The organism is Streptomyces macrolidinus, assembly GCF_023887685.1.
GTDB lineage: Bacteria > Actinomycetota > Actinomycetes > Streptomycetales > Streptomycetaceae > Streptomyces > Streptomyces macrolidinus.
The window spans coordinates 160,831-177,296 of the sequence record NZ_JAMWMR010000001.1; the positions used below are offsets into that span (position 1 = coordinate 160,831).

13 protein-coding genes and 1 pseudogene are annotated in these 16,466 nt (G+C 70.4%); 3 read left to right on the top strand and 11 right to left on the bottom strand.

Going from position 1 to position 16,466, the window contains the following annotated elements; genetic code table 11:
• The first annotated feature begins 262 nt into the window (after positions 1 to 262).
• From tnpA to NGF19_RS00790, 3 genes and pseudogenes are all read left to right on the top strand, one after another.
• The gene (gene tnpA / locus NGF19_RS00780; protein WP_252421723.1) at positions 263 to 658 is read left to right on the top strand and encodes an IS200/IS605 family transposase; all 396 of its coding nucleotides are present in this window, start codon (positions 263 to 265) and stop codon (positions 656 to 658) included.
• Positions 655 to 1,875, top strand: a complete 1,221-nt coding sequence (locus NGF19_RS00785) for an RNA-guided endonuclease InsQ/TnpB family protein (RefSeq protein WP_252421725.1) — start codon at positions 655 to 657, stop codon at positions 1,873 to 1,875. Before tnpA ends, NGF19_RS00785 begins: the two co-directional genes overlap by 4 nt.
• A 92-nt stretch (positions 1,876 to 1,967) precedes the next feature.
• Positions 1,968 to 2,225: pseudogene (locus tag NGF19_RS00790) on the top strand (phosphoesterase); the annotation flags it as partial.
• Between the two features lie 58 nt (positions 2,226 to 2,283).
• On the opposite strand, the gene NGF19_RS00795 reads toward NGF19_RS00790, so the two are convergent.
• The 11 genes from NGF19_RS00795 to NGF19_RS00845 form a co-directional block, all read right to left on the bottom strand.
• Positions 2,284 to 3,177 carry a DUF4429 domain-containing protein gene (locus NGF19_RS00795; RefSeq protein ID WP_252421406.1) on the bottom strand — a complete coding sequence of 298 codons (894 nt, stop codon included), beginning with the start codon at positions 3,175 to 3,177 and terminating at the stop codon, positions 2,284 to 2,286.
• 122 nt (positions 3,178 to 3,299) lie between these two features.
• A complete protein-coding gene (locus tag NGF19_RS00800) occupies positions 3,300 to 5,072 on the bottom strand; it encodes an IucA/IucC family protein (RefSeq protein WP_252421407.1) in 1,773 nt (590 codons plus the stop codon).
• The gene (locus NGF19_RS00805) at positions 5,069 to 5,617 is read right to left on the bottom strand and encodes a GNAT family N-acetyltransferase (protein ID WP_252421408.1); all 549 of its coding nucleotides are present in this window, start codon (positions 5,615 to 5,617) and stop codon (positions 5,069 to 5,071) included. Before NGF19_RS00805 ends, NGF19_RS00800 begins: the two co-directional genes overlap by 4 nt.
• The gene (locus NGF19_RS00810) at positions 5,614 to 6,891 is read right to left on the bottom strand and encodes a lysine N(6)-hydroxylase/L-ornithine N(5)-oxygenase family protein (RefSeq protein WP_252421409.1); all 1,278 of its coding nucleotides are present in this window, start codon (positions 6,889 to 6,891) and stop codon (positions 5,614 to 5,616) included. Before NGF19_RS00810 ends, NGF19_RS00805 begins: the two co-directional genes overlap by 4 nt.
• On the bottom strand, positions 6,875 to 8,332 hold the full coding sequence (locus NGF19_RS00815; protein WP_252421410.1) for a pyridoxal phosphate-dependent decarboxylase family protein: 1,458 nt from the start codon (positions 8,330 to 8,332) through the stop codon (positions 6,875 to 6,877). Before NGF19_RS00815 ends, NGF19_RS00810 begins: the two co-directional genes overlap by 17 nt.
• Before the next feature lie 173 nt (positions 8,333 to 8,505).
• Positions 8,506 to 9,348 (bottom strand): siderophore-interacting protein, encoded by an 843-nt coding sequence (locus tag NGF19_RS00820; RefSeq protein ID WP_252421412.1) that lies wholly within the window; start codon positions 9,346 to 9,348, stop codon positions 8,506 to 8,508.
• A gap of 43 nt (positions 9,349 to 9,391) precedes the next feature.
• Positions 9,392 to 10,435: an ABC transporter substrate-binding protein gene (locus tag NGF19_RS00825; protein WP_252421414.1), complete on the bottom strand. Its 1,044-nt coding sequence runs from the start codon at positions 10,433 to 10,435 to the stop codon at positions 9,392 to 9,394.
• Positions 10,436 to 10,598: 163 nt separating this feature from the next.
• The gene (locus tag NGF19_RS00830) at positions 10,599 to 11,759 is read right to left on the bottom strand and encodes an acyl-CoA dehydrogenase family protein (RefSeq protein WP_252421416.1); all 1,161 of its coding nucleotides are present in this window, start codon (positions 11,757 to 11,759) and stop codon (positions 10,599 to 10,601) included.
• 5 nt (positions 11,760 to 11,764) lie between these two features.
• On the bottom strand, positions 11,765 to 12,703 hold the full coding sequence (locus NGF19_RS00835) for a hydroxymethylglutaryl-CoA lyase (protein WP_252421417.1): 939 nt from the start codon (positions 12,701 to 12,703) through the stop codon (positions 11,765 to 11,767).
• Positions 12,700 to 14,751 carry an acetyl/propionyl/methylcrotonyl-CoA carboxylase subunit alpha gene (locus NGF19_RS00840; protein ID WP_252421418.1) on the bottom strand — a complete coding sequence of 684 codons (2,052 nt, stop codon included), beginning with the start codon at positions 14,749 to 14,751 and terminating at the stop codon, positions 12,700 to 12,702. Before NGF19_RS00840 ends, NGF19_RS00835 begins: the two co-directional genes overlap by 4 nt.
• A 10-nt stretch (positions 14,752 to 14,761) precedes the next feature.
• Positions 14,762 to 16,393, bottom strand: a complete 1,632-nt coding sequence (locus NGF19_RS00845) for a carboxyl transferase domain-containing protein (protein WP_252421419.1) — start codon at positions 16,391 to 16,393, stop codon at positions 14,762 to 14,764.
• Positions 16,394 to 16,466 lie beyond the last annotated feature (73 nt).

Here is a 16,466-nt window from a genome sequence, read left to right on the forward strand (position 1 = left end):
GGGTTCTTGTTCGCCGACCGGACATGCTGTGTCTTGCGGCACGTCGCCCGGGTGGGAGAACTTCGGGCGCCATCTGCTCCCTTTCGAGGGGATCACCGGCTTCAGTCGGTGGGGGAATCGAATCGGTCGCTGCGTCGCGGAGTGGCGCGGTGTCTCGCGCCGCAGGCGACTGCTCCACTCAGAGGGCAGAGTATTAGTCACGCGGCGCCTGTATAGTGATGGCGTGGCCGTGACCAGGAAGGTCCGCCGGTTCTCCGGCGGCATGTGCGACCTCGGACTCCACGTGGTGTGGTGTCCGAAATACCGCCGTCCGGTACTCGTTGGCCAAGTAGCCGAACGCCTGGACGAACTGATCCAGCAGAAAGCTGATGAGCGCGGGTGGGAGATCATCGCCCTGGAGGTGATGCCCGACCACGTGCACCTGTTCGTCAAGCACGACCCGAAGTCGTCGGCGTCGTACGTGGCGAACCAGTTCAAGGGCTTCACCTCGCGCGTGCTGCGGGAGGAATTCCCGCACCTGAAGTCGAAGCTGCCCACGCTCTGGTCGTCGTCGTACTTCGCCGCCTCGGTCGGCGCGGTGAGCGCCGAGACGGTGGAGAAGTACATCAACACCCAGTGGGAGTGGCCCTGGAAGAAGGCGAAGGGGGAACAGCCGTGATGCGCGCCTACAAGTTCCTCCTGCGCCCGACCCGGCGTCAGCAAGCGGCTCTCGGAGAGATGCTGCGGGACCACTGCTCCCTCTACAATGGGGCCTTGCAGGAACGACGCGACGCCTACCGGCACGCCTCCATGACATCGGTCAAGTACGGGCAGCAGTCCGCGCAGCTCAAGGAGATCCGCGCGTTCGATCCCGAGCGGCAGGGCCGCTGGTCGTTCTCCTCCCAGCAAGCCACTCTGCGGCGCCTGGAGGCGGCGTTCGGGGCGTTCTTCCGGCGTGTCAAGGACGGGCAGAACCCGGGCTACCCGCGTTTCAAGGGCATCGGCCGCTTCGACACCGTTACCTTCCCCAAGGACGGTGACGGCTGCCGCTGGGACTCCACCCCGCACGACACGCAGACCCGCGTACGTCTCCAAGGCGTCGGCCACGTCCGCGTGCACCGGCACCGCCCGGTCGAGGGCCGTGTCAAGACGATCTCGGTGAAGCGCGAGCAAAACCGCTGGTACGTCGTCCTCGCCTGCGACAACGTGCCCGCCGAGGAACTGCCGCCCACCGGGGCGATCGTCGGCATCGACATGGGCACCACCCACTTCCTGACCACGTCCGATGGCGGGCACGAAGCGAACCCGCGCTTCCTCGGGTCTGTGGCCGAGGAACTGGCCCAGGCCCAGCGGCACCTTGCGACATTCCCGAAGCGGACCCGGCAGCGCACCAAGCGGCACCGCGCCGCCGCGCGCAGGGTCGCCAAGCTGCACACCAAGGTGCGCAGAAAACGCCTCGACTTCCACCACAAGACCGCAAGCGCGCTCATTGCCGAGAACGACGTGATCGCGCACGAGCGGCTGAACACCGCCGGGATGACCAAGAGCCCGGCACCCAAGCCCGACCCCGACAACGACGGCGCGTTCCTCCCCAACGGTGCCGCTGCCAAGGCCGGGCTGAACAAGAGCATCCTCGACGCGGGTTGGGGACAGTTCCTCGGAATCCTGGCGAACAAGGCTGAGAGTGCCGGTCGCCTCGTGATCCCGGTGGACCCCCGCAACACCTCCCGCACGTGCCCGCCCAGCCTCGGCGGCTGCGGGCACGTTGCGAAGGAGAACCGCATCACCCAAGCGAAGTTCCAGTGCACGGCATGCGGATTCACCGCGAACGCGGACCACGTCGGCGCCTCGAACATCCTCGACAGGGCCGGGCTGGCCCTCTGTGCGGCGGCTTAGCCACCGACACAGGAAGCCCGCGCGTTCACGCGTGGGTGGAGTCACGGACACACCTCGCATGGGGCGTGCATGGGGCGTGGGGCGCATGGGAGTTGGGAGTACCGCAGCAGTTCGGCGCCCGGATGAGCATGGCGGAACAGCACGAATACCTGTGTACGAGATTCTCGCGGCGCACGGTGATCAGGGCCGGGGCCGTCACGGTCGGCGCGGTCGTGGGCGGCGCGTTCGTCGCCGGTGCCACCGCCCAGGCCGCGACCCCGGCCCCGAGCAAGGCTCCTTCGGCCGAGAAGGTCGACGGCGCCCTCGTCGCCCCCTTCGGCCGCCACCTCGCCTACGGAGGGCCAAGTAGGGCCACGCAGGGCCATGACCGCCGCGCCCGGTACGGGGCGCGGCGGCGGGCGGGGGGCCTCACATGCGCTTGAGGACCGCCTGCTTGGCCACCGTGAACTCCTCCTCCGTCAGCACGCCCGCCCGGTGCAGCTCGCCCAGTTCGCGCAGCCGACGCAGCAGGGCGTCGTGATCGCTCTCCGCGTCCGCGCGCTCAGCCGTCGGCGCGGCGGACTCCGGCACCGGCGGGGCGGGGGCCGCGGGCGCCGCGGGCGCCGACGGGTGCGGCAGCCGGGCCTGTACGGCCGCCGCGACGAGCGCCATCAGCGGGTCCTTCTTGAAGCCCCACAACTCCACCGCGTGCGGGTCGTACTTGGCCGGTGCCTCGGTCTCCACGCCGCGCACGGTGAAGCGGAGGAAGCCGTGCTCCAGACCCGCCGACGGCTGCCACCGGACGGCGGTGATGTCGGCCACGGGCAGCGTGCGGGCGCCCGCCGCCGCCTTCGCGTCGTCCGTCTTCCAGCCCCAGGTCAGGCGTACGTTCTCGCCGTCGAAGCTCACCGCACCGTCCCCGGCGGACACCGAGAGCGGCACCGCCGGTCCGGGCAGCAGATAGGTGTCGACCGGGTCGGACGGCACCTGGTTCAGCAGGAGCGCGGTACGGACCTCCTCCACCAGGTACTCGGCGACGCCGAGGCGGTCGGACTCGACCGTCAGCCGGTACGGGTCGTCGCTGTCGGAGAGCCCGCCGCGGGTCGCCTGGATCAGCGGGTCGGCGCCGTCGCGCAGCCGTAGTCTGAGCCGCCCGTTCCTCCGGCCCTGTTCGAGCGATATGCCCGCCAACGCGGCGAGCGGGACGGTGAGTTCACCCAGGGTGGCCCGTAGCAGCCCAACGCCCTTGTCCCGTCCGGGAGTCAGCCGCAGCGACTCCCCGTCGAAGGTCCATGTGCCGTCCTTCTGGATGATCTCCGCCATGGGAGTGATTGTTCCATCCGCGCGGCGGGCGCCCCGGTCGACCGTGACACCGGGGCGCCCACCCGTTCTTGCGGCGGATATGGCGGATATGGCGGGTGTGGCGGACGTGGCGACCGTGGCGGCTACCGCCCCGCGATCGGGTTGCGCAGGGTCCCCACGAGTTGCAGCGCCCCCGACGGATCGGTCAGGTCCACCATCTGCCGGTTGTCACGTAGTTGGAGCCGGTTGAGGCAGGACAGCGCGAACTCGGGCGCGAACAGGTCGTACGTCCGGAACCGGTCGGCCAGTTGAGGGTTCGCGTCCTGGTACTCGTGGGCGACCTCGGCGACCGTGCGCCAGAAGTCCTCCTCCGCCAGGGTGCCTTCGGCGGCGAGATGCGCGGCGACGAAGCGGAAGAAGCAGTCGAAGACGTCCGTGAACAGGGACAGCAGCCGCTGCTCCGCCGGGACCTCCACCCGGATCCGCTCGACCTCGGGCGGCAGTGCCGTGTCCGCTTCCATGACCGCGATCTCCTCGGCGATGTCCTTGAAGATCGCGCGCTGGACCACCCCGTCCTTCAGGACGAGGATCACGTTCTCGCCGTGCGGCATGAAGACCAGGCCGTAGGCGTAGAAGCTGTGCAGCAGCGGGGTGAGATAGGCCCGTAGGTAGCCGCGCAGCCACTCGGTGGGCGCGAGCCCCGACCGCTCGATCAGCGCCCCCGCGAACGACGCGCCCTCGTGGTCCACATGGGCGAGGGACGCCATCGTCGCCAGGGTCTCACCCTCCTGGAGGCGGGTCACCGGGCTCTCCCGCCACAGCGCGGCGAGCATCTTGCGGTACGGGGAGGAGCGGTCGGTGGCGGCCTCGTACTCCAGATGGCGATAGCCCACGGCGGCCCGCTCCCGGAGGATCGTCAGGCCCGTCGCCTTCAACACCGGGTCGGTCTCGATGAGTTGGGCCAGCCAGTCGTTGATCGCCGGGGTGGCCTCCATGTACGCGGCCGAGAGCCCGCGCATGAACCCCATGTTGAGGACCGACAGGGCCGTCTTCACGTAATGCCGCTCGGGGTGCGAGGAGTTGAAGAACGTCCGTATGGACTGCTGCGCCAGATACGTGTCGTCGCTCTCGCCCAGACAGACCAGGTGCCGACGGGCGAGCTCGGCGGCGAAGGTGACCGTGAGCTTGTTCCACCACTGCCAGGGGTGGACGGGGACAAGGAGGTAGTCGGCCGGGTCCAGGCCCTGATCGGTGAGCACACGGTGGAATCGCTCGACGGTCGCGTCCCCCAACTCCGCCCGTACGAACGGCTCGTACGCGATCCCCGCGCCGCCCGTGAACGCTGCCCGAGAGCGGTGCGCGGCCAGCCACACCAGCCGGACCGGGCTCGCCGTCTCCGGTGCGTACGACAGGTATTCATGGATGCCGAAGCCGAGGCGCCCGTTGTTGGCGACGAAGCACGGGTGGCCTTCGGTCATCCCGGTCTCGACGTCCTGGAACCCGCGCCGGGCCAACTCGGCGGAAGTGACCGGCGGCTTGGTGAGCTTGTAGCAGGTGCTGGAGAGCGTGGAGGAGATCTCCTCCAGATACACTGGGAGCACCTCGTCGCTCAGCCCGAGCTGCTTGCGGAACTCGAGGAAGAAGTCCAGGGCTGACAGGGGGAGTTGACCGCCCTCGCGGTGACGGCTGATCGAGTCGGGGTCGATCTCCCAGTGGTCGAGGGCGCGGACGGTGGCGGTGAACCGGTAGTGCGTGAGCCTGTCGTCGCCGCGGACGACGTACGCGCCCGGGTCCTCGGACCGCGGTGTGATCAGCCGCTCGTGGGCGAACTCGGCGAGCGCCTTGCGGACGAGGAGGCGTTCGGCGCGCTCCCAGTGCTCGGGGGAGAGATGGGAGACGGCGGCGGTGAGGCTCATACGGCGACCGCCTTCTCGAACCGCTCGCGGGTGCAGAAGCTGAGCAGCGCCGTCTTCTCCGGCTTCCGGATCTCGCGCTCGGGCACGAACCCGACCGCCGCGTTCAGCGCGTGCACGGCCGTGTTGCGCACATCGGGCTCCACGACGACGCGCGCGGTCGTCGGATCGGCGAACAGGCGCCGCATCACGGCGGTGATCACGGCCCGGGTGAAGCCGTGCACCGGTGTGTCGGTCGGTGCGACGAGGAAGTGCATCCCGACGTCACCAGGCTCCGGCTCGTACAGGCCGACCAGTTCGCGGTGCGCCGGGTCGTACGTCTCCATCAGGAAGGCGGGGACGCCGTCGCACAGCCCGAGGAACGCGTGATGGTGCTCGTCGTCGGCTATCGCCCCGTAGGCCCGCTCGACGTGTTCCGGCCGGGCGTCCCGCATCATCCAGAACGCGGCCTTCGGGTGGGTGACCCAGCGGTGCAGCAGCGCGGCGTCCCGGGCGGGGTCGACCGGGCGGAAGGCGAAGGCGCCGAGGGCGGCGGTACCGGTGCTCATACGGCGAACTCCTGGAAGGCGATGGACTTCTCGACGGGGTAGTACTCGCTGCCGAGCAGCTCCCGGATGATGGACGCGTTGCGGTAGGGGCCCATGCCCAGGTCGGGGCTGGTGACGCTGTGCGTGTGCACGCCGCCGTTCTGGAGGAAGACGCCCCGGCCCGTCACGTCGATGGCGTAGTTGCGCGCCACGTCGAAGTTGCCGTGCGCGTCGTAGCGCAGCCGGTCCCGGACGGGCCTCAGGAACTCCGGCTCGACGAAGGTGTAGCCGGTGGCGAGGACGAGGGCCTGGGAGCGCAGCTCGTAGCCCTTGTGCTGCTCCTCCTGGTGGAAGCCGAGCGTGAAGCCGCCGTCTTCGTGACGGGCGCTGGTGAGCGCCGAGTTGGTGAGCAGCCGGGTGGGGACCGGGCCGTCGAGGTTCTTCTGGTAGAGCAGGTCGAAGATCTCGTCGATCAGGGCGCTGTCGATGCCCTTGAACAGGCCCTTCTGCTCCTCGACGAGGCGGTAGCGGGTCTGCTCGGGCAGCGCGTGGAAGTAGTCGATGTACTCGGGAGAGGTCATCTCCAGCGTGAGCTTGGTGTACTCCAGCGGGAAGAAGCGCGGGGAGCGGGTCACCCAGTTCAACTGATAGCCGTGGAGGTCGATCTCGCCGAGCAGATCGCGGTAGATCTCGGCGGCGGACTGGCCGCTGCCGACCAGCGTGATCGACTCCTTGGCCTGGAGCGCGTGCTTGTGGTCCAGATAGCGCGAGGTGTGGATGACTTCGCCGTCCAACTCGCGGCAGAACTCGGGGAGATGGGGCGTGGTGCCGGTGCCGAGGACCAGATGGCGGGCCCGGTGGACGTCCCCGGCGTCGGTCCGTGCGACGTACAGCTCGTCCTCGTACGTCACCTCGGTGACCGTCGTGCCGAAGCGGACGTTGCTCAGCTTCGAGGCGGCCCAGCGGCAGTAGTCGTCGTACTCGACGCGCAGCGGGTAGAAGTTCTCGCGGATGTAGAACGAGTAGAGCCGGCCCCGCTCCTTGAGATAGGCGAGGAAGGAGTACGGCGACGTCGGGTCGGCCAGGGTGACGAGGTCCGACAGGAACGGGGTCTGGAGGTGGGCACCGTCCAGGAACATCCCGGCATGCCAGGAGAAGGACGGCTTCGACTCCAGGAAGACGCCGTCGAGTTCGGTGATCGGCTCGGTGAGGCAGGCGAGTCCGAGGTTGAACGGGCCGAGCCCGATCCCTACGAAGTCGTGGGTCCTGCCGGGCATTTCAGGAAGCGCGGTCAAGAGACTCTCCCAGGTACTGCTCGGCGTGGGCGGCGATCAGATCGAGTACGGCGGCGATGTCGTCCACCGTGGTCTCGGGGTTGAGCAGGGTGAACTTCAGGTAGTGGCGGCCGAGGACCTTGGTGCCCGCGACCACGGCGTCACCGGAGGCGAACAGGGCACTGCGGGCGGCGCGGTTGGCGCGGTCGATCTCCGCCGGGTCGGTGACGACCGGCGGGAGGTAACGGAAGACCAGCGTGGACAGTCGCGGCTCCACGACCACCTCGAAGCGCGGGTCGCCGGCCAGCAGCCGCCAGCCCTGCCACGCCAGGTCGCAGACCTCGTCGAAGAGCGCCCCGATGCCGTCGGCGCCCATCGTGCGCAGGGTCAGCCACAGCTTGAGGGCGTCGAAACGCCGGGTGGTCTGGAGGGACTTGTCGACCTGGTTGGGGATGCCCTCCTGGCGTGCGCGGCGCGGGTTGAGGTAGTCCGCGTGGTAGGTCGCATGGCGCAGGGTGGCGCCGTCCCGGACCAGCACGGCGGAGGAACTCACCGGCTGGAAGAAGGACTTGTGGAAGTCGACGGTCACCGAGTCGGCGCGTTCGACACCGGAGAGGAGGTCGCGGCGGCGGGGGGAGACGAGCAGTCCGCAGCCGTACGCCGCGTCCACGTGCAGCCAGGTGCCGTGGCGGGCGCACAGCTCGGCGATCTCCGGCAGCGGGTCGATCGACCCGAAGTCGGTGGTACCGGCGGTGGCCACGACGGCCATCGGCACCAGCCCGTCCCGCGTGCAGCGCTCCAACTCGTGGGCGAGAGCGACGGTGTGGAGGCGGTGGTCGCTGTCGACGGGGATCGTGACCACCGCGTCCGGGCTCAGCCCCAGCAGTTTCGCCGACTTGCGGACGCTGAAGTGGCTCGCCTCGGAGGCGAAGGTCCGCAGTCGGGCGAGGCTCGCCGGGTCCGCCCCGCCGGGGAGCGCCTCCTCGCGGGCCAGCAGCAGCGCCTGGAGGTTGGACTGGCTGCCGCCGCTGGTGAACACGCCGTCGGCGCCGGGGCCGAAGCCGATGCGCTCGGTGGTCCAGTCGACGATCCGGCGTTCGATGAGCGTGCCGCCCGCCGACTGGTCCCAGGTGTCGAGGGAGGAGTTGACGGCGGACAGGACCGCCTCGCCCACCAATGCCGGGATGACAACGGGGCAGTTGAGGTGGGCGAGGTAGCGCGGGTGGTGGAAGTAGACGGCGTCCCGGAGGTAGACCTCCTCCAACTCGTCCAGGGCTGCGGTGATCTCGCCCAACGGGCGGTCCAGGTCGACCCGGTCGAGGCGGGCGGTGAGGGCGTCGACCGTGACTCCGGTGAACGGGCCTTCGGCGGCGGCGAGTTGGGTGGCCACCCGCTCTACTCCTTCGGTCACGGAGCGGCGGTAGCCCTCCGTGGTCAGGTCATTGAGCAGGTGCGAGCGCATAGGGGGTCCTCCCGGTGGGGACGGTCCGTGCGGGACGGGGAAGCATCGGGGAGTTCAACTTAGGTAAGCCTAACCTAACTTTGATCTCTGTGAAGTTCGCCGGGCCGTGGCCGCCGTCACTCGATCCGGCCGCTGTCACACGCTCCGGCGGCCGTCTCTCGCTCCGGCCGCCGTCACGCGCGGGTGCGCAGCTCCTCCTCGCTCAGGCCCTGCCGCCAGTAGCCGACGAAGGTGACGCGACGGCGGTCGATCCCGCGCTCACCGACGAAGTGCCGGCGCAGCTCCTTGATGCGGCCTGACTCGCCCGCGATCCACACGTACGGGGCCCGTGCCTCGGGGAGTGCGGCGTCCCGCAGTGCGCTGAGCGCCGTGGGGGAGCCGGTGGAGCGGACCAGCCAGGTGATCTCGGTGGCGGAGCCCGTCGCGAGATCCTGGACGTCGCCGGGGCGACCGGCCTCCAGCCAGGCGCGGACGCGTGTGCGCGGGGGCAGCGAGGTGAGGATCGCGGAGGCGGCGGGCACGGCGGTCTCGTCGGCCCACAGCACCACGAGGTCGGTGTCCTCGGGCGGACGGAAGCGGATCGCGCGGTTGTCCTCGACCGCCGGTCCGAGCAGGACGACGCGGTCGCCCGCCGTGGCGCGGGAGGCCCAGCGGGAGGCGGGTCCGGCGGGAGCCTTCGAGTCCGGTGCCACGCCGTGCAGCACGAAGTCGATGTCGATCTCGTCGGGGTCGCGTCTGAGGGCGCGGAGCGTGTACGAGCGCATCACCGCCCGTACGTCGTCGGGCAGTTCGCGCCATTCCTGCCACCACCGGTCGCCGCGGTCGATCGGGACGACGGGCTCGGGCTGGCCGGGGTGCGGGAGGAAGAGGGACAGGCTCTGGTCGCGTCCCTCGGAGTGGAACGTCTTGAGGTCGTCGCCCGCGAAGGTGATCCGGACCAGGGACGGCCCGAGCCGCCTCGTCCGTGCGACCTGGAGGGAGAAGAAGCGGAACGGGGCGGCTGTGGCCGTCGTCATGGGTACTCCTGAGAGGGCGTCAGGGGGTCGACAGGGGGAGGTGTCAGCCGACCTTCTTGGCGTTCTCGATCGCCTGGGCCAGGTCCTCGAGGAGCGGCGCGCACTTGTCGTACGAGAGGATGGGCTCGGTGGTGCGGGCGACGACCTGGCCCGCCTTGACAGCAGGGAGCTTCTTCCAGGTCGCCTCGGTGATGTCGGCGGGCTGAATGGCCGAGGTGCGGTTGTCCATCAGGATGACGTCGGCCGGGTACTTGTCGACGTTCTCCCAGCTCAGGCTCTCGTACCAGCCGCCGCTCGCCTTGAGGGCGGAGGCGGAGGGCTCGACGATGTCGACGCCGAGCGCCTTGAAGTACTCCAGATCGATCGAGAGGTCGGAGCCGGAGACGTAGAACACCTCCTGGCTCGCGGAGCCGACCAGCACCCTGATGCCGGGGTTGGCCTTCGCGGCGGCGCGCAGCCGGGCCGCCGCGTCCTCGAACCGCTTCTTCGCCCGGGTGATCTTCGCGGACGAGGGGTCCGCGCCGAGCCCCTTCGCGAGCTGGAGCATGCGCTGCAGCGGCTCGGTCAACTGGCGGTCGTAGACGGAGATCCCGACGCTCGGCGCGCCGACGGCGAGGATCTTCTTCTTCGACTCGTCGGGCACGTACCAGAGGGTGCCCGCGTCGTCGAACATCGTGGTGACGAGCAGATCGGGGGCGAGGGCCGCGTACTTCTCGATGTCGAACTGGCCCCACTCGTTGCCGAGCAGCGTGAGCTTGTCGATGTCGAGGTCACCGGCCTGGACGTCGGCTTTGCCGGACTTCGTCCTCGTCGGCCCGAAGACACCCTTCACCTCGACCCCGTAGTCATGGAGCGCGGCGGCGACACTCACGAACGCGACGATGCTCGACGGGGTCCGGTCCGCCGTCGCGGTCTGCCCCCGGTCGTCCTTGAAGGACCAGGGCCCGGATGCCGCGGCGGTCGCCGAGCCGCTGCCGTCGGACGACTTGCCGTCCCCGCAGGCCGCGAGTGCGGCACCGAGGCCGAGGGCGCCACCGGCGGCGAGCAGACCGCGGCGGGTGGGGCGGAGGGCACGGATGTGGGACATGGGTGTGGCCTGCCTTCGAACAGGGCGGAGCGTCCGCCGGATGAATCCGAAGGAAGGTTAGCCTAACCTTAGTTATAGTCCCAGGGGTGGGGCGTTCCAGCCCCCCGCACGCACAAGGGCCCGCGCCAAGCGCGGGCCCTCGCACCGTACGGTCCCTACGGACTCAGTCCGTCAGCCCCAACTCCCGCGCGATCAGCATCCGCTGCACCTCGCTCGTGCCCTCGCCGATCTCCAGGATCTTGGAGTCGCGCCACATCCGGGCCACCGGATACTCGTTCATGAAGCCGTAGCCGCCGTGGATCTGCGTGGCCTCGCGGGCGTTGTCCACCGCGATCGTGGAGGAGTGGAGCTTGGCCAGCGCCGCCTCCTTCTTGAAGGGCTCGCCCGCGACCATCCGGGACGCGGCGTCACGCCAGGCCAGCCGGGCCGTGTACGCCTTCATCTCCATGTCCGCGATCTTGAACTGCACGGCCTGGTACGAGCCGATGGGCCGCCCGAAGGTCCGGCGCTCCTTGGCGTACTTCACCGACTCGTCCACACAGCCCTGTGCCAGACCCGTCGCCAGCGCCGCGATGGCGATCCGGCCCTCGTCCAGGATGCGCAGGAACTGGGCGAAGCCGCGGCCCTCCTCGCCCACCAGGTTCGCCGCGGGCACGCGGACGTCCACGAACGACAGTTCACGGGTGTCCGACGCGTTCCAGCCGACCTTCGAGTACGGGGCCGCGACCGTGAAGCCGGGGGTGCCCGACGGGACGATGATCGAGGAGATCAGCGGTCGGCCGTCCGGCTTGTGGCCCGTCACCGCGGTGACCGTCACCAGGCCCGTGATGTCCGTGCCCGAGTTGGTGATGAAGCACTTGGTGCCGTTGATGACCCATTCATCGGTCTCGGGGTCCAGCCGGGCCGTCGTACGGGTCCCGCCCGCGTCCGAGCCCGCTTCCGGCTCCGTCAGACCGAAGGCGCCCAGTATCTCGCCGGAGCACAGCCGCGGCAGCCACTCCCGCTTCTGCTCCTCCGTACCGAAGAGGTGGATCGGCATCGCGCCCAGGGAGACACCCGCTTCGAGGGTGATGGCCACGGACGAGTCGACGCGGGCCAGCTCCTCCAGCGCGAGGCCCAGCGCCAGATAGTCGCCGCCCATGCCGCCGTACTCCTCCGGGAACGGCAGCCCGAACAGGCCCATGCGGCCCATCTCGCGGACGATCTCGTACGGGAACTCATGGCGCTCGTAGAAGTCGCCGATCTTGGGGGCGACGACGTCGTGGGCGAACTCCTCGACCGTGCGCCGGAGTTCCTCCAGCTCGGGGGAGAGGCGGTGGTCCATGGGGATCACTCCTTGTGGGAGAGGGCTCGGACGGTACGGGACGGGCTGGGGCGGTCGAGGTGCGCCGCCATCCACACGCTGGTGGCGACCAGTCGGTCGAGGTCGACCCCGGTGTCGATACCGAGGCCGTGGAGCATCCACACCAGGTCCTCGGTGGCGAGGTTGCCCGTGGCGGACTTGGCGTACGGGCAGCCGCCGAGGCCGCCCGCGGAGGCGTCGACGGTCGTCACGCCGTGCTGGAGCGCGGCCAGGGTGTTGGCGAGGGCCTGGCCGTAGGTGTCGTGGAAGTGCACGCCGAGCGCGCTGGTCGGCACGCCCTCCTCGTTCAACTCGGAGAGCAGCTCCAGGACATGGCCCGGGGTCGCCACACCGATCGTGTCGCCCAGGCTCAGCTCGTCGCAGCCCATGTCCATGAGGGCCTTGCAGACGCGGACGACCTGATGGATCGGGACGGCGCCCTCCCAGGGGTCGCCGAAGCACATGGAGACATAGCCGCGCACCCGCGCCTTGCGGTCCTTCGCGCGCCGGACCACGGGGTCGAACATCCCGAGGGCCTCGTCCACCGTGCGGTTGAGGTTGGCCTTGGCGAAGGACTCGGTGGCGCTGGCGAAGACGGCGATCCGGCGGGCGCCCAGCGCGAGGGCCCGGTCCAGGCCGCGCTCGTTCGGCACGAGCACCGGAAGCTCCACCGGAAGATCGGCGACGAGCGGGAACAGCTCCTCGGCGTCGGCGAGTTGGGGCACCCACTTGGGGTGCACGAAGCTCGTGGCCTCGACGGTGGTCAGGCCCGCCTCGGCGAGCCGGCGGATGAAGTCCGCCTTCACCTCGACGGGGACCGTGCGCTTCTCGTTCTGCAGGCCGTCGCGCGGGCCGACCTCATGGATCCTGACCCGCGCGGGCAGGTCCTGGGCCGGTACGACCATGGGCAGATGCCGGTCGGTCATCGCTGCGCCTCCGTGGTCCCGGGGTCGGTCTCGTCCTCGTGGGGTGCGATCACGGCCAGCACCTGGTCCATGGCGACCGTCGTGCCGGGGGTGACGTCGAGTTCGGCGACGGTGCCCGCGTGCGGGGCGGAGATGACGTGCTCCATCTTCATCGCCTCCACCACCAGCAGGCTCTGTCCCGCGGTCACCTCGTCGCCCACGGCCACCTTGACGACGGTCACCGTGCCGGGCATGGGGGCGGTCAGCGAGTCCGTGCCCGCACGGGCCGCACCGGCCAGCGAGGCGGCGACCGGGTCGTGGTCGCGCACCTGCCAGGCGTCGCCGTCCCGGCCCAGCCAGGTGCCGTCCGCCGCGGTGGCGAAGGTGTGCGTCACTCCGTCGAGCGCGAACGTGAACCGGGACTTCGCGGCGCGGCCCGACGGCAGGACCGAGGGTCCGCGCAGCGGCTCCTTGCCGTCGAAGAGCACCTCGACGGCGCCGTTCGCCGTGCCGCGCACGCGCACGGTCACCGGGTCCTGGCCCGGCACCCGCAGCGGGTGGACCGTCCAGGCGCGTTCGCCGCCGAGGCGCCAGCCGTCGGGCACGGAGAACGGATCGACCCAGCCGCGCTCCTCGGTGCCCAGGGCGGCCTGGCGCAGCAGCGCCGCCGCCGCGTAGACCTCCTCGGGCACCTCGGTCGGCACGAGGCCGTCCATCTCGCGCTCCACCAGCCCCGTGTCCAACTCACCGGCCACGACCGCCGGATGGGCCAGCAGACGGCGCAGGAAGCCCGCGTTGGTCGGCACGCCCAGGGTGACGGTCCGGGCCAGCGCCGCCCGCAGCTTGCGCAGCGCGCTCTCGCGGTCGGGGCCGTAGGCGATGACCTTCGACAGCATCGGGTCGTAGAGGCTGCCGACCTCGGTGCCCTCGGACAGCCCCGAGTCCGTGCGCACCCCCTCGCCCTGCGGTTCGTGCAGCGAGAGCACCGTGCCGCCGCTGGGCAGGAAGCCGCGGGCCCCCTCCTTGACCGACACGGTCTCGGCGCAGATACGGGCCTCGACCGCGTGCCCCGTGAGCGTGATGTCCTGCTGTGCGAAGGGCAACTGCTCGCCCGCCGCCACCCGCACCTGCCATTCGACCAGGTCCAGGCCCGTGATCAGCTCCGTGACCGGATGCTCCACCTGGAGGCGGGTGTTCATCTCCATGAAGAAGTACGACGACGGGTCGCCGCCGGGCACGATGAACTCCACCGTGCCCGCGCCCCGGTATCCGCACGAGCGGGCCGCCTGGACCGCCGCCTCGCCCATCGCCGCGCGCGTGTCCTCGTCGAGGAGCACGCTCGGCGCTTCCTCGATGAGCTTCTGATGGCGGCGCTGGAGGGAGCACTCGCGCTCGCCGAGATGCACCACATGGCCGTGGCCGTCGGCCAGGACCTGGATCTCGATATGGCGGGGGCGGTCGATCCAGCGCTCCACGAGCAGCGTGCCGTCGCCGAAGGAGGCCGTGGCCTCGCGGCGGGCCGCCGCGATCTCGTCGGCCAGCAGCGCGGCGTCCCGCACCAGCCGCATGCCCTTGCCGCCGCCGCCCGCGCTCGGCTTCAGCAGCACCGGCATCCCGATCTCCCGGGCGGCATCGGCCAGTTCGGCGTCACTGAGACCGCTGCCGCTGGAGCCGGGGACGACCGGGACCCCGGCCGCCCGCACCGTCTCCTTGGCGCGGATCTTGTCGCCCATGAGCGCGATGGCGTCCGCCGACGGCCCGATGAAGACCAGCCCGGCCTCCTGGCACGCCCGCGCGAACTCGGCGTTCTCCGCGAGGAAGCCGTACCCCGGGTGCACCGCCTGGGCGCCGGTCCGCGCCGCCGCCTCCAGCAGCCGCTCCATGGACAGATAGCTCTCGGCCGCCGGAGCCGGACCGATCCGTACCGCCGTGTCGGCCTCCCGTACATGCCGGGCGTCCGCGTCGGCGTCGGAGAAGACGGCCACCGAGCGCACGCCCATCGACCGCAGCGTGCGGATCACGCGTACGGCGATCTCGCCCCGGTTGGCCACAAGCACCGTGTCGAACATGGACTCCCCCTTACATCCGGAAGACGCCGAACTGGGGCGCCGTGTAGTCCCTTTGGGAAAGCGGCGCGTTGGCGCACGCGGTCAAGGCCAGGCCCAGCACCTGCCGGGTGTCCATCGGGTCGATGACACCGTCGTCCCACAGACGGGCCGTCGCGTAGTAGGCGTTGCCCTGGCGCTCGTACTGCGCGCGGATCGGCGCCTTGAAGGCGTCCTCGTCCTCGGCGGGCCAGGACTCGCCGCGCGCCTCCAACTGGTCGCGCTTGACGGTCGCAAGGACCGACGCGGCCTGCTCGCCGCCCATCACCGAGATCTTGGCGTTCGGCCACATCCACAGGAAGCGCGGGGAGTACGCCCGGCCGCACATCGAGTAGTTGCCCGCGCCGAACGAGCCGCCGATCACCATCGTCAGCTTCGGTACGCGCGTGCACGCCACGGCGGTCACCATCTTGGCGCCGTGCTTGGCGATGCCGCCCGCCTCGTAGTCGCGGCCCACCATGAAGCCGGAGATGTTCTGCAGGAACACCAGGGGGATGCCGCGCTGGTCGCACAGCTCGATGAAGTGGGCGCCCTTCTGGGCCGATTCGGAGAACAGGATGCCGTTGTTGGCGACGATCCCGACCGGATGGCCGTGGATGCGGGCGAAGCCCGTGACGAGGGTCTGCCCGAACTCCGCCTTGAACTCGGCGAAGCGCGAGCCGTCCACCACGCGCGCGATGACCTCGCGGACGTCGTAGGGCGTACGGGAGTCGGCGGGGACCGCGCCGTACAGCCCCGCGGGGTCGGCCTTCGGCTCCACGGCCGGGACGACCTCCCAGGGCAGCGGCTCGCGCGCGGGGAGCGTCGAGACGATGGTCCGGACAATCCGCAGCGCGTGCGCGTCGTCCTCCGCGAGATGGTCCGTCACCCCCGACACGCGCGAGTGGACCTCGCCGCCGCCCAGCTCCTCGGCCGTGACCACCTCGCCCGTGGCCGCCTTCACCAGGGGCGGGCCGCCCAGGAAGATCGTGCCCTGGTTCCGCACGATCACCGCTTCGTCGCTCATCGCCGGGACATACGCCCCGCCCGCCGTGCAGGAGCCGAGCACGGCCGCGATCTGCGGGACACCGGCGCCGGACATCCGCGCCTGGTTGTAGAAGATCCGCCCGAAGTGCTCGCGGTCGGGGAAGACCTCGTCCTGGAGGGGCAGGAAGGCGCCCCCGGAGTCGACCAGATAGACACAGGGCAGGCGGTTCTCCAGCGCCACCTCCTGCGCCCTCAGGTGCTTCTTCACCGTCATCGGGTAGTACGTACCGCCCTTGACCGTGGCGTCGTTGGCGACGATCACGCACTCTCGGCCGCTGATCCGCCCGATCCCGGCGATCACTCCGGCGGCCGGTGCCTGCCCGTCGTACATCCCGTCGGCGGCGAGGGGCGCCAGCTCGAGGAAGGGCGAACCCGGGTCGAGCAGCGTGTCCACGCGGTCGCGCGGCAGCAGCTTGCCGCGCGCCGTATGCCGCGCGCGGGCCCTCTCGCCGCCGCCCAGCCGGGCCGCGGCGAGCTTGCCGCGCAGCTCCTCGACGAGCGCGCGATGCGCCTCCTCGTTGGCCCGCCAGGCCTCCGACGCGGGCTCGGCCGCGCTCGTCAGCTCCGGTGCCTCCTGCATCCTGCGATCCCCTCACCGTGTTAATGAGCGTTAACGCACACCCTTCAGGTTAACGACCGCTAACCTCCCTGTC

Excerpts from the sequence above, each read along its gene's own strand:
- tnpA (WP_252421723.1), top strand. The coding sequence starts at position 263 with ATGTGCGACCTCGGACTCCACGTGGTGTGGTGTCCGAAATACCGCCGT.
- NGF19_RS00795 (WP_252421406.1), bottom strand. The coding sequence starts at position 3,177 with ATGGCGGAGATCATCCAGAAGGACGGCACATGGACCTTCGACGGGGAG.
- NGF19_RS00800 (WP_252421407.1), bottom strand. The coding sequence starts at position 5,072 with ATGAGCCTCACCGCCGCCGTCTCCCATCTCTCCCCCGAGCACTGGGAG.
- NGF19_RS00805 (WP_252421408.1), bottom strand. The coding sequence starts at position 5,617 with ATGAGCACCGGTACCGCCGCCCTCGGCGCCTTCGCCTTCCGCCCGGTC.
- NGF19_RS00815 (WP_252421410.1), bottom strand. The coding sequence starts at position 8,332 with ATGCGCTCGCACCTGCTCAATGACCTGACCACGGAGGGCTACCGCCGC.
- NGF19_RS00820 (WP_252421412.1), bottom strand. The coding sequence starts at position 9,348 with ATGACGACGGCCACAGCCGCCCCGTTCCGCTTCTTCTCCCTCCAGGTC.
- NGF19_RS00825 (WP_252421414.1), bottom strand. The coding sequence starts at position 10,435 with ATGTCCCACATCCGTGCCCTCCGCCCCACCCGCCGCGGTCTGCTCGCC.
- NGF19_RS00830 (WP_252421416.1), bottom strand. The coding sequence starts at position 11,759 with ATGGACCACCGCCTCTCCCCCGAGCTGGAGGAACTCCGGCGCACGGTC.
- NGF19_RS00835 (WP_252421417.1), bottom strand. The coding sequence starts at position 12,703 with ATGACCGACCGGCATCTGCCCATGGTCGTACCGGCCCAGGACCTGCCC.
- NGF19_RS00840 (WP_252421418.1), bottom strand. The coding sequence starts at position 14,751 with ATGTTCGACACGGTGCTTGTGGCCAACCGGGGCGAGATCGCCGTACGC.
- NGF19_RS00845 (WP_252421419.1), bottom strand. The coding sequence starts at position 16,393 with ATGCAGGAGGCACCGGAGCTGACGAGCGCGGCCGAGCCCGCGTCGGAG.